The organism is Streptomyces sp. NPDC001153 (assembly GCF_053598315.1).
Map to the genome: position 1 here is coordinate 20,984 of NZ_JBSFJZ010000044.1, position 11,791 is coordinate 32,774.

General features: G+C 72.1%; 10 protein-coding genes. 2 read left to right on the forward strand and 8 right to left on the reverse strand.

Going from position 1 to position 11,791, the window contains the following annotated elements:
• Nucleotides 1–2 precede the first annotated feature (2 nt).
• The 6 genes from ACWDEN_RS37385 to ACWDEN_RS37410 all read right to left on the reverse strand — a co-directional run bounded on the left by ACWDEN_RS37385 (nt 3) and on the right by ACWDEN_RS37410 (nt 6,189).
• Complete coding sequence (locus tag ACWDEN_RS37385; RefSeq protein ID WP_351616997.1) at nt 3–1,091, reverse strand: branched-chain amino acid aminotransferase; 1,089 nt, start codon at nt 1,089–1,091, stop codon at nt 3–5.
• Between the two features lie 246 nt (nt 1,092–1,337).
• Entirely contained in the window at nt 1,338–2,381 is a 1,044-nt protein-coding gene (locus ACWDEN_RS37390) for a 3-isopropylmalate dehydrogenase (RefSeq protein ID WP_351617000.1), read from the reverse strand.
• Nucleotides 2,382–2,470: 89 nt separating this feature from the next.
• Nucleotides 2,471–2,602 carry a hypothetical protein gene (locus ACWDEN_RS37395; RefSeq protein ID WP_086701751.1) on the reverse strand — a complete coding sequence of 44 codons (132 nt, stop codon included), beginning with the start codon at nt 2,600–2,602 and terminating at the stop codon, nt 2,471–2,473.
• A gap of 336 nt (nt 2,603–2,938) precedes the next feature.
• Nucleotides 2,939–3,478, reverse strand: a complete 540-nt coding sequence (locus ACWDEN_RS37400; protein WP_450862378.1) for a GNAT family N-acetyltransferase — start codon at nt 3,476–3,478, stop codon at nt 2,939–2,941.
• Between the two features lie 113 nt (nt 3,479–3,591).
• The gene (pruA, locus tag ACWDEN_RS37405) at nt 3,592–5,223 is read right to left on the reverse strand and encodes an L-glutamate gamma-semialdehyde dehydrogenase (protein ID WP_351617006.1); all 1,632 of its coding nucleotides are present in this window, start codon (nt 5,221–5,223) and stop codon (nt 3,592–3,594) included.
• Between the two features lie 39 nt (nt 5,224–5,262).
• A complete protein-coding gene (locus ACWDEN_RS37410) occupies nt 5,263–6,189 on the reverse strand; it encodes a proline dehydrogenase family protein (RefSeq protein ID WP_351617008.1) in 927 nt (308 codons plus the stop codon).
• Nucleotides 6,190–6,353: 164 nt separating this feature from the next.
• On the opposite strand from ACWDEN_RS37410, the gene ACWDEN_RS37415 reads away from it, so the two are divergent.
• Nucleotides 6,354–7,817, forward strand: coding sequence for a PucR family transcriptional regulator (locus ACWDEN_RS37415; protein WP_450862381.1), 1,464 nt, complete (start codon nt 6,354–6,356; stop codon nt 7,815–7,817).
• An 18-nt stretch (nt 7,818–7,835) separates the two neighbouring features.
• Here the strand turns inward: ACWDEN_RS37415 and ACWDEN_RS37420 are convergent, their stop codons facing one another.
• Nucleotides 7,836–9,452, reverse strand: coding sequence for an FAD-dependent monooxygenase (locus ACWDEN_RS37420; protein WP_450862383.1), 1,617 nt, complete (start codon nt 9,450–9,452; stop codon nt 7,836–7,838).
• Nucleotides 9,453–9,542: 90 nt separating this feature from the next.
• Entirely contained in the window at nt 9,543–10,130 is a 588-nt protein-coding gene (locus ACWDEN_RS37425) for a TetR/AcrR family transcriptional regulator (protein ID WP_351618804.1), read from the reverse strand.
• Nucleotides 10,131–10,227: 97 nt separating this feature from the next.
• Between ACWDEN_RS37425 and ACWDEN_RS37430 the strand changes: the two genes are divergently transcribed.
• A complete protein-coding gene (locus tag ACWDEN_RS37430; protein ID WP_351618802.1) occupies nt 10,228–11,766 on the forward strand; it encodes an MFS transporter in 1,539 nt (512 codons plus the stop codon).
• The last annotated feature ends 25 nt before the right edge of the window (nt 11,767–11,791 follow it).

Here is an 11,791-nt window from a genome sequence, read left to right on the forward strand (position 1 = left end):
CGTCAGCCGATCTTGTGCATCCAGCTGTGCTTGTCCTCCGTCACGCCGCGCTGGATGCCGAGCAGGGCCTCGCGCAGGCGGAGGGTGACCTCGCCGGGGGTGCCGTCGCCGTGGGTCCAGGCGTCCGTCCTGGTCTTGACGTGGCCGATGGGCGTGACGACGGCGGCGGTGCCGCAGGCGAAGACCTCGGTGAGGGCACCGGAGGCCGCGTCCGCGCGCCACTGCTCCAGGGTGACCACGCCTTCCTCGGCGGTGTAGCCGAGGTCGCGGGCGACCTGCAGGAGGGAGTCGCGGGTGATGCCCTCGAGGATCGATCCGGTCAGCTCGGGGGTGACGATCCGGTCGCCGTAGACGAAGGCGACGTTCATGCTGCCGCTCTCCTCGACCTTGGTGCGGGTGACCGCGTCGAGGTAGACGACCTGGTCGCAGCCGTGCGCGGCGGCCTCGGCCTGCGGAAGCAGGGAGGCGGCGTAGTTGCCGCCGGTCTTGGCGTCGCCGGTGCCGCCGGGGACGGCGCGGACGTGGTCCTCGGAGACCCAGATGGTGACCGGCTTGACGCCACCGGCGAAGTACGCGCCGGAGGGCGAGGCGATGAGCATGAACAGGTACTCGTTCGCCGGGTGCACGCCGAGCGCGGCCTCCGTGGCGAACATGAAGGGGCGCAGGTACAGGGACTGTTCGCCACCGTGCGGCGGAACCCAGTCGGCGTCCTGGGTGAGCAGCGCGTCCAGCGCGGCGATGAACAGCTCCTCGGGCAGCTCGGCCATGGCCATGCGGCGGGCGGAGTTACGGAAACGGCGGGCGTTCGCCTCGGGGCGGAACAGCGCGATCGAGCCGTCGGGCTGGCGGTAGGCCTTCAGTCCCTCGAAGATCTCCTGGCCGTAGTGCAGGACATGGGTGGAGGGGTCGAGGGAGATCGGCCCGTACGGGACGAGCTGGGCGTCGTGCCAGCCGCGGCCCTCCGTCCACTTGATCGTCACCATGTGGTCGGTGAAGTGGCGGCCGAACCCGGGGTTGGCCAGGATCGCCTCGCGCTCTGCGGCGGCGAGGGGGCTGGCGGAGGGCTTGAGCTCGATCGTGGGCGTCGTCATGAGTGATGTGTCCTTCACCGGTTGTTGTGACGGGCCGCGCTCACGCCCCGTCACTGCGACCTGCCAGTGCGAGGACGTCCGAGCTTTCCCTCATGCCGCGGCTCCGCGTCCGATTATCGCGCGGGCCCCGCGGCGGAAGGAATGGGGGTGAAAGCGGCCCGGGGTCGATGGTGGCACCCGGCGGGGACATGGGAAAGCCGCCGGGCGGTCGTCCGACCCGGCGGCCTCTCGTGAGTGAGCGCCGGGTCAGCCGGCTACTCGGGCGGCGAGCGCGTCGCCGATCTGCGAGGTGCTGCGGGCACCCAGGGCGGCCCGCTCGGTCAGGTCCGCGGCGACCGCCGCGTCGATGCGGTCGGCCTCGGCGCCGTAGCCGAGGTGGCGCAGCAGCAGGGCGACGGACAGGACCGTGGCGGTGGGGTCGGCCTTGCCCTGGCCGGCGATGTCGGGCGCGGAACCGTGGACCGGCTCGAACATCGAGGGGAACTCGCGGGAGGGGTTGATGTTCCCGCTCGCGGCCACGCCGATGCCGCCGGAGACGGCCGCGGCGAGGTCGGTGATGATGTCGCCGAAGAGGTTGTCGGTGACGATCACGTCGAAGCGGCCCGGGTCGGTGACCAGGTAGATGGTCGCGGCGTCGACGTGGATGTAGTCGGTGGTGACCTCGGGGAACTCCTTGGCCACCTTGTTGAAGACGTTCGTCCACAGGTGACCCGCGAAGGCCAGCACGTTGTTCTTGTGGACGAGCGTGAGCTTCTTGCGCGGGCGGGCCTGGGCGCGGGCGAAGGCGTCGCGGACCACGCGCTCGACACCGAAGGCGGTGTTGACGGAGACCTCGGTGGCGACCTCGTGCTCGGTGCCCTTGCGGATGGTGCCGCCGTTGCCGGTGTACGGGCCCTCGGTGCCCTCGCGGACCACGACGAAGTCGATCTCCGGCTGGCCGGCGAGCGGGGTGGCGACACCGGGCAGGAGCTTCGACGGGCGCAGGTTGACGTGGTGGTCGAAGGCGAAGCGGAGCTTGAGGAGGAAGCCGCGCTCCAGGACGCCGGACGGCACCGACGGGTCGCCGATGGCGCCGAGCAGGATGGCGTCGTGCTGCTTCAGCGCGTCGAGGTCGGCGTCGGTGAGGGTCTCACCGGTGGCGTGGTAGCGCCGGGCGCCGAAGTCGTACTCCTTGGTCTCCAGCTTCACGTCCTCGGGCAGGACGGCGGAGAGGACCTTGAGACCCTCGGACACGACTTCCTGTCCGATGCCGTCCCCGGGGATCACTGCGAGATCGATGCTGCGAGACATGCGGGCACCCTACTCCTCGTCCCAGGTGATGACATGGCCCGTCCGTCATTTGGACGGCGGGAACGGCCCGAACGGCGTCGTGCGAGGACTCAGTGGCCGGTCGCGCCGCCGTTGTCGCGGCGGTCCAGGGCGCGCTGGAGGGCGGCGGCGGCGTTCTTGCGGTCGGACTCGCTCGTGCGGGTCACGTGGCGGACGCGGCGGCGGACGGTCGTCTCGGCCATGGGAATCGACTCCTTCGGCAAACACGGAGCACGGCAATGAGAGATTGCGAGACGCCGGAGGGGGCGGGGAGCCGAGGGCCGCAGGGGTTGCCTGCACGGGGCCCGGCTCACGACCGCCATTCGCTTGATCGAGCGAGACGTTCGGCTCCTACAAAACTAAGGGAGCGGCCCGCTCCTGTCTGCACAATTACTCGGACTTCCTACTATCTGAGACGGCGGACCCCGTCACACCGCTCTGAGCTGGCCTTTCGTGCGTTCGGGTGAGGGCGGGGTCGGCACGATCAGCCGGTACAACACCCGGACGCCCCGCCCGTCCACCGGGACGCCGGCGAACCGTCAGGTGATGTCCCCGTCCCGCCAGTCGAGGACCAGCTCCCGGCCGGGGTCCAGCGGCCCGGCGAGCGCGGGCCGCACATGGACGCCCCCCTCCTCCTCCGGCAGCCGTACGATCCCGTCCGGCGACAGGGCGTGCACCTGCCCGGCCCACCGCTGCCAGCCCCGGGCCGCGTACAGCAGGGCCCCCTCCTGGCTCGCGGAGAGCGCGCCGAGGTCGTAGGCCCGGTCGATCACCCGCTCCAGCTCGGCCATCACCCGCCCGCCCAGCCCGGTGCGCCGCGCGTCCGGCCGTACGGCGACGGCCTCGACATACCCGGTGCGCAGCCAGCGCCCCCCATGCCGGATGCGCCGCATCACCACGGACCCGTGCGCGGCGAGCCCGCCCCTGTCCTGCAGGAGCACATGCATCCCGCCGAGCCCGTGATCCCAGTCGTCGTCGGAGAAGTTCCCGTCGAACGCCTCGTCCAACAGGGCGCGGGCGGCGTCGAGTTCGGCGGGTTCGAGGTCGGCGGTGTGGGCCAGACGCAGTCGGACGACCATGGCGCCATCGTCTCACCCCGACTGCTGAGCGAGGGACCGTCCACGGATGGGAACGGGCCGGCAGGCCTGCTCAGAGGTCAGGCTTGCCGGCCCGTGTTCACGGGGGCTGGGGATCAGCCCATGTGCGGGTAGGAGTAGTCGGTCGGCGGGACCAGGGTCTCCTTGATGGCGCGGGTCAGGGTCCAGCGCAGCAGGTTCTGCGGGGCGCCGGCCTTGTCGTTGGTGCCGGAGGCACGGCCGCCGCCGAAGGGCTGCTGGCCGACGACGGCGCCGGTCGACTTGTCGTTGATGTAGAAGTTGCCGGCCGCGTAGCGGAGCTTCTCCATCGTGTAGGCGGCGGCGGCACGGTCGCCCGCGATGACCGAACCGGTGAGCGCGTAGTCGGACACCGACTCCATCTGGGTCAGCATCTCGTCGTACTTCTCGTCCTCGTAGACGTGCACGGCGAGGAACGGGCCGAAGTACTCGGTGCGGAAGACCTCGTTCTCCGGGTCGGAGCACTCGACGACCGTCGGGCGGACGAAGTAGCCGACCGAGTCGTCGTAGCTGCCGCCCGCGACGATCGTGCAGGCCGGGTCCTCCTTGGCGCGGTCGATCGCGGCCTTGTTCTTGGCGAAGGCACGGTCGTCGATCACGGCGCCGATGAAGTTCGACAGGTCGGTGACGTCACCCATGGTCAGGTAGTCGACCTCGGCCGCGAACTCCTCCTTGAAGCCGCTGTTCCAGATCGACGCCGGGATGTACGCCCGGGAGGTCGCGGAGCACTTCTGGCCCTGGTACTCGAAGGCACCGCGGGTCAGGGCGGTCTTCAGCACCGCGCGGTCGGCGCTCGGGTGGGCGACCAGGAAGTCCTTGCCGCCGGTCTCGCCGACCAGACGCGGGTAGGAGCGGTACTTCTCGATGTTGTTGCCGACCGTCTTCCACAGGTACTGGAAGGTCTTGGTCGAACCGGTGAAGTGGATACCGGCCAGGTCGCGGTGTTCCAGGGCGACCTTGGAGACCTCGATGCCGTCACCCGTGACCAGGTTGATGACGCCCTTGGGGAGACCGGCCTCCTCCAGCAGCTGCATCAGCAGGACGGCGGCGTGGGTCTGCGTCGGGGACGGCTTCCAGACGACGACGTTGCCCATCAGCGCGGGCGCGGTGGGCAGGTTGCCCGCGATGGCGCTGAAGTTGAAGGGCGTGATCGCGTAGACGAAGCCCTCCAGCGGGCGGTGGTCCAGGCGGTTCCACACGCCCGGGGAGTTCGCCGGGGGCTGCTCGGCGAGGATCTGGCGGGCGTAGTGGACGTTGAAGCGCCAGAAGTCGACCAGCTCACAGGGGCTGTCGATCTCCGCCTGCTGCGCGGTCTTCGACTGGCCGAGCATGGTGGAGGCGGCGATCGTCTCGCGCCAGGGGCCGGCGAGCAGCTCGGCGGCGCGCAGGATGATCGCGGCGCGGTCGTCGAAGGACATGGCGCGCCAGGCCGGGGCGGCGCCCAGGGCGGCGTCGATGGCGTCCCGCGCGTCCTGCTGGGTGGCGTGGCGGCCGGTGCCGATGACGGCCTTGTGGTTGTGCGGCTGGACCACCTGGAACGGCTCGCCGCCGCCCATCCGCTTCTCGCCGCCGATGGTCATCGGCAGGTCGATCGGGTTCTCGGCCAGCTCCTTGAGCTTGGCCTCCAGCCGGGTGCGCTCGGGCGAGCCGGGGGCGTAGCCGTGCACCGGCTCGTTGACCGGGGTGGGGACCTGGGTCACAGCGTCCATGGGTTCCGTAACTCCTTGTACGTGAGCGGGTGTTCGGACTCAGCCCTTGCTGACCATCGAGCGGAGGAAGAAGCGCAGGTTCGCGGGCTTCTCCGCCAGACGGCGCATGAAGTAGCCGTACCAGTCGGTGCCGTAGGCGGTGTAGACGCGCATGCGGTGGCCCTCGGCGGCCAGGCGCAGGTGCTCGTCGCCGCGGATGCCGTACAGCATCTGGAACTCGTACTCGTCCAGCTTGCGGCCGGCCTTGTGGGCCAGCTCCTGGGCGATGGCGATCAGGCGCGGGTCGTGCGACCCGATCATCGGGTACCCCTCGCCCTCCATCAGGATCCGCAGAATACGGACGTACGCCTTGTCGATCTCGTGCTTCTGCTGGTAGGCGACCTCGGCGGGCTCCTTGTAGGCGCCCTTGACCAGGCGGACGCGGCTGCCGGCGGCGGCGAGGCGGCGGGCGTCGGCCTCGGTGCGGAAGAGGTAGGCCTGGATGACACAGCCGGTCTGCGGGAAGTCCTTCCGCAGCTCCTCGTGGATGGCGAACATCGAGTCGAGGGTGGTGTGGTCCTCGGCGTCCAGCGTCACGGTCGTACCGATGGCGGCGGCGGCCTCGACGACCGGGCGGACGTTGGCGAGGGCGAGCTCGTGACCACCGGGCAGCGCCTGGCCGAACATGGACAGCTTGACCGACATCTCGACCCGCTCGCCGAGCTGCAGGTCCTTGAGGTGGTCGATCAGCAGCAGATAGGCGTCCCGGGCGGCGGTGGCCTGCTCGGGGGTGGTGATGTCCTCGCCGACGACGTCCATCGTCAGCTCCAGGCCCCTGGCCGTCAGGTCCTTGATGATCGGCACGATGTCGGCCACGGTCTCGCCGGGGATGAAGCGGTCGACGACCTGCTTGGTCACCGGGGCCGCCGAGATCAGGCGTCGCATCCGGTCGCTGCGCGACGCGGCGAGAATCACGGGACCCAGCACGGGGCACCTCCACAGACAAGCACGAAATCGGCCATCACCCAACGATTCGGGTACGGCACGGAGAACCACCGTGAAACCTAAGGATCTCTCCGATCGTGGGCCATCGACAGCTGTCACGCATCCGTGCACGGGATCTCAGACAAGTGTATGAAGGCCGCCGGAAAATGAGGGAGAATGCCCGAGTGGCGGCGGATTTCAAGGCGTTCAAGGGCGATTACCAGGAGCTGGTGGACGAGATCTCGGAGCTGCTCGGGGTCCCGGCGACCCTGGAGAACCGCGACTTCGAGCTGATCGCCTTCGGGGCGTACGACAGCGAGGGCGAGCTGGATCCCTCCGCGCTGGACCCGGTGCGCACCCGCTCGATCCTGACCCGGCGCTCCACGGCCACGGTCCGGGCGTGGTTCGAGGGCTTCGGCATCACCCGCGCGACCGGCCCCGTACGGATCCCGCCGAGCCCGGAGGCGGGCGTGTATCGCGGCCGTATCTGCCTCCCGGTACGCCATCGGGGTGTCGTCCTCGGCTACGTCTGGCTGGTGGACGGCGACCCCGGGCCGACGGACACCCAGCTGACCGCCGCGATGGAGGTGGCGGGCCGGATCGGCGCGCTGCTGGCCGACGAGGCGGAGGCCGGGGCCGGGCTGAGCCGGGAGCTGCGGGCGGTGCTCACCGCCGAGCACGGCTGGCAGCAGGACATGGCGGTGGCGGAACTGCGCACCGCGCTCGGCCCCCGCGCCGACGGCCCGCTCACCCTCGTCTGCGTGGCCCCCTGGCCCTCGGCCGACCCCGACGACGCCCCCGCCGCCCGCGCGGTCCCCCATGCCGTCGCCCTGTGCACCCTCCCCTGGGGCACGTCGGAGCAGAGCCTCGCGCTCCTGGTGCGCCTGCGGACCACGGAGGTGACCACCCCCGCACTGGCGGCGGCTTCGCGGTTGCTGAAGGAGGCCGAGGGGGGTCGTGGTGGTGCGACGGGTGCGGGCCGGGGGGCCGGGGCGCCGGGAGCCGCGGGGCGGGGAGGCGGGGCCGCGGGAGAGACGGCGCGCGACGCGGGGGCCGGCGGAGGAGCCGGGCGGGGAGGCGGGAGCGGGGCGGGAGCGGCACGCGGGATCGGGGCGGGAGCTGGGGCCGGGGTGGCGGCGGTGGGTGACGCGGCGCGGGGGGCCGGGGCGCGGGCGGCCGCGGTGGCCGCTGCGGGATTCACGGGAACAGGCCGCGGCGCCGGATGTGCCGCCGGGGTCGGTGATCCCCGGAGCGGCCTCGCCGAGCTGGGCACGGTCTGGCAGGAGGCGGCCGCCGCCACGCGCGCCGCGCTGGCCGAGCCGCGGTTCGGGCCCGTCGCGCGGTGGGCGGACATCGGGCCGTACCGGCTGCTCACCGCGCTGCCGCCGCAGGCCGCGCACGATCCCGTGGTCGGCCCCCTGCTCTCCCCCGCCCACCGGGAACTGGCCCGCACCGCCGAGGTCTACCTCGACTGCGCGGGCCAGGCCGGCCGTACGGCCGCCGAACTGGGCATCCACCGGCAGACCCTGTACTACCGCCTCTCCCGGGTCGAGCAGCTGACCGGCCTGGACCTGGACGACGGCGAGGACCGGCTGCTGCTGCACATGGCGCTGAAGCGGGCTCGGCTGTAGCGCCGTCGTACGGCCGGATCAGGTTGCGTCGGCGCTGCCTCCGCTGCGGGACGTTCCGGACCATCGCCTCCCAGCCTGGTCACGCGCACCCGTGAGCGCGGTCAGCGCCTCCGTGAGGGTGCCCGGGGTGCGCGGGCCGTCGGGCCAGTGGGCGGCGATGTGGCCGTCCGGGCGGACGAGGAGCGCGCCGTGCGGACCGAGGGCGTACGACTCGGTGTGCTCGCGCGCCAGGGGCTCGATGTGCAGCGGCACGGGTACGGCGGTGGGGGGCGCCCAGCGCGTGGGGTCCGGGGTGAGCAGGGTGAACCACGCGCCGAGGGTGTCGAGGGCCGAGCGGTCGCCGGTGAGCCAGAGGTGGGGCATGCGGTGGCCCGGCCGCACGGTGGGCGTGTAGTCCGTGCCGGGCTCCGGTGGCTCGGGCGGGGCATCGGTGGCCGTGAGGACGGCGGCCGAGCGGTAGGCGACGCCGAGCACCAGGCCCAGCTGTGCGAAGTACCGGTCCGCCCAGGGCGGTTGGACCTGGTCCGGCACCACGTCCCCCGCCCGCAGCTGTGCGCGCCGGCGGTCCTGCACCTCGCGCAGCAGCCGGGCGTTGGCCACCGCCTGGCGGAGTGTCTCGCGGGCGACGGGGTGCCGCTCGGCCTCGTAGGTGTCCAGCAGGCCGGGTCCGGCCCAGCCCTGGAGCACGCCCGCCAGTTTCCAGGCGAGGTTGTGCGCGTCGGCCACGCCGGCGTTCATACCCAGGCCACCGATGACGGGGACGGCGTGCGCGGCATCGCCGGCCAGCAGGATCCGGCCGTGCCGGAGGCGTTCGGCGACGCGTGCCTCCATCACCCAGTGCTGGACGCGCAGCACCTCCGGCCGTACGGCGGTGCCGGGACCGAGGGCCGCCGCGACGAGGCCGCCCCAGTCGGTGCCGTCGGCGTTCTCGGGCGTGGGGCCGAACCAGGCCCAGCCCCCTTCGGGGTAGAGCGGCGTGAAGGACCCCCGCGCGGTGAAGTAGACCCCGGCGGGCCGGTCGGCACACCAGCGGTCGAGGTCGGCGTCGAAGACGACGGTGGTGACACCGCCCAGCGCACCGGGGCCGGCGGTGCCGATGTCCAGCAGGTCCCGGACGGTGGAGTGCGCGCCGTCGGCGGCGAGGACGTACCGGGCCCGGATCCGCCCCTCGGCTCCGGTGCGGTGATCGGTGAGCCGCGCTGTGACACCTCCGAACTCCTCGGTCAGGCCGATGAGTTCGACACCGAACCGCACCGGCGCGTCCGCCGCGTCGAGCAGCACCGGTTCCAGCCGGTCCTGCGAGGTGCACACGCCGAGCGCGGGGCTCTCCGGCACCGGCGCGTGCACCCCGGCCATCGCCGCCGAGGCGAAGTCGGCGCCGCTGAGGGTGTCGCGGAAGCGGACCCGTCCGTAGCGCGGCGCGAAGGCGCGGGCGGTGATCCGGCCGGCGAGCCCGAGCCCGCGGAAGATCTCCATCGAGCGCACGTTGACGAGCCGGGACCGGGGGAACGGCGACAGCTCGGTGTGCCGCTCGACGAGCAGGGCGGATACGCCCCAGCGCTCCAGCAGCGCCCGCACGGTGAGCCCGACCGGTCCGCCGCCGACGATCAGCACCGCCACCTCGGCGTCACGCATGAGGCCAATCTCTCCTGCCCGGCGGGCGGCCGCAATCCGCGTGCCGGCGGGCGTGGCGGTCTGCGGTGCCGCGCGTGCGGGAGAGCCGGATCAGCCCGCCGCGGCCCCGCCGACGATCCGCCGGAGACCCTCGGTGAGCTGCTCCGCGGTGGTCGCCGTGTCCGGGTCGAAGAGCCACTGGACCATGAGGCCGTTGAGGAGGGTCATGTAGAAACGGCCCTCGGTTTCGGCGGACTCCTCGTCGAGGTCGGCCTCCGGGATGCCGCTGAACAGGGACACCAGCCCCGAGCGACCCGTCTTCTGCGCCTCGGCGAGCAGCTTGCGCACCTCCGCGATCCGGTCGTCGCCCTGGAACATCAGCTCGAAGCTCAGCAGCCAGATCGCCCGTGACTCGGGCACCGTGCGGATGATGCTCGTCCACACCTCCTGGAAGCGCTCCAGGGACCCGGGAGGCTGCGTCACCGTACCGCCGAGGTCCGGGTCGAAGCTCTCCCCCACACCCTCGATCAGCGCGATGTACGCCTGCACCAGCAGCGCGTCCTTCGAGCCGTAGTGGTAGCCGATCGACGCCAGGTTCGTCCCCGACTCCTTGACGATGTCCCGCGCGGTCGTACGCAGGAACCCCTTCTCCATCAGGCAGCGCTTGGCGCCTTCGAGCAGATCCTCACGGTGTCCCATGCCGGCCACCCTACCGCCGGTCCATACGTACGTCCTAGACGAACGACTTATACGCTCGTTCTATACAAGCGTTTAAGACGGGCGTACAGTCTCCGGCATGACGAACTCGACGAGCACAACCGCCTCCGTCGGCGCCGAGAGCGCCGCCCCCGCCCGCGCCGGGCGCCGCGAGTGGACCGCCCTGGGCGTGCTGATGCTGCCGCTGCTGCTGGTCTCGATGGACGTCTCGGTCCTCTACTTCGCGACCCCCGCGATCAGCGCCGACCTGCACCCGAGCGGCACCCAGCAGCTGTGGATCTTCGACGTCTACGGCTTCGTCCTGGCGGGCCTGCTGATGACCATGGGCTCCCTCGGCGACCGCATCGGCCGCCGCAGGCTCCTCCTGACGGGTGCGGCGGCCTTCGGCGGCGCCTCGCTGCTCGCGGCCTACGCCGACAGCGCCGGGACCCTGATCGCGGCCCGCGCGGTCCTCGGTCTCGGCGGTGCGACCCTGATGCCGTCCACCATGGCGCTGCTGCGCACGATGTTCACCGACCCTGCCCAGCGTGCGAAGGCAATCGGGCTGTGGTCCGGCGTCATGACCGGCGGTATCGCGCTCGGCTCCGTGATGAGCGGCATCCTGGTCGAGCACTTCTGGTGGGGCTCGGTCTTCCTGGTCAACCTGCCCGCCATGGCCCTGCTCCTGCTTCTCGGCCCGGTGCTGCTGCCGGAGTCCAGGGACCCGGACCCCGGGCGTTTCGACTGGCTGAGCGTGCCGCTGTCGCTGGCCGCCGTGCTCCCCGTGATCTACGGCCTGAAGGAGATCCCCTCCGAGGGCTGGCACCCGCTGTACGTCGTCTCGACCGCCGTCGGCCTGCTCTTCGCGGCCCTGTTCGTCCACCGCCAGCGCACCAGCTCCTCCCCCCTGATCCCGCCGGCCCTGCTGAAGGGCCACGGCTTCACCCCGGCGCTGGTCCTGAACCTGGTCGCGAGCCTCGCCATGATGGGCTCGGCCGTCTTCACCACGCAGTACCTGCAGTCGGTCCTCGGCAAGAGCCCGCTGTCGGCGGCCCTGTGGAGCCTGCTGCCCTCGGTGTTCATCGGGTTCGCCGGTCCGGTCACCGCCCAGCTCGTCCAGCGGGGCGTCAACCGGGGGTACGTCGTCGCCGGCGGCTTCGCGGCCATGGCGGCCGGTTACTCGATGCTCGCCCTCGTCGGCACCGACTCGCTGTGGCAGGCCCTCGCCGGGGCCGGCGTCCTCGCCTGCGGGATGGTCGCGATCGTCTCCCAGCTGACCGACCTGGCCATGAGCGGCGCCCCGGTGGAGCGGGCGGGCACGGCCTCCTCCCTGCTGGAGACCAGCGCCGAGTTCGGCGGCGCGCTCGGCATGGCGGTCCTCGGCTCGATCGGCACGGCGGTCTACCGCCACGAGATGCCGGCCACCGCCCCGGCCGGGGCCCGCGAGACCCTGGGCGACGCCCTCGCCACGGCCGCCCACTTGCCCGGCCGGGCCGGCCAGTCCCTCCTCGCCACGGCCCGCGAGGCCTTCACCAGCGGGATGCAGGGCGCGGCGATCGCCGGCGCGGTGCTGGTGGCGCTGGCGGCGGTGGGAGCGGCGGTGTCCTTGCGGAGGATCGAGGTGCGGGACGACTCATAGGGCACGAAAGAACGCCGGGCGGGCT

What these genes read in the sequence shown, in the direction of transcription:
- ACWDEN_RS37420 (WP_450862383.1), bottom strand. Translation starts at nt 9,452, where the DNA reads ATGCGTGACGCCGAGGTGGCGGTGCTGATCGTCGGCGGCGGACCGGTC.
- ACWDEN_RS37415 (WP_450862381.1), top strand. Translation starts at nt 6,354, where the DNA reads ATGAGGGAGAATGCCCGAGTGGCGGCGGATTTCAAGGCGTTCAAGGGC.
- ACWDEN_RS37400 (WP_450862378.1), bottom strand. Translation starts at nt 3,478, where the DNA reads ATGGTCGTCCGACTGCGTCTGGCCCACACCGCCGACCTCGAACCCGCC.
- ACWDEN_RS37390 (WP_351617000.1), bottom strand. Translation starts at nt 2,381, where the DNA reads ATGTCTCGCAGCATCGATCTCGCAGTGATCCCCGGGGACGGCATCGGA.
- ACWDEN_RS37385 (WP_351616997.1), bottom strand. Translation starts at nt 1,091, where the DNA reads ATGACGACGCCCACGATCGAGCTCAAGCCCTCCGCCAGCCCCCTCGCC.
- ACWDEN_RS37395 (WP_086701751.1), bottom strand. Translation starts at nt 2,602, where the DNA reads ATGGCCGAGACGACCGTCCGCCGCCGCGTCCGCCACGTGACCCGCACG.
- ACWDEN_RS37430 (WP_351618802.1), top strand. Translation starts at nt 10,228, where the DNA reads ATGACGAACTCGACGAGCACAACCGCCTCCGTCGGCGCCGAGAGCGCC.
- ACWDEN_RS37425 (WP_351618804.1), bottom strand. Translation starts at nt 10,130, where the DNA reads ATGGGACACCGTGAGGATCTGCTCGAAGGCGCCAAGCGCTGCCTGATG.
- pruA (WP_351617006.1), bottom strand. Translation starts at nt 5,223, where the DNA reads ATGGACGCTGTGACCCAGGTCCCCACCCCGGTCAACGAGCCGGTGCAC.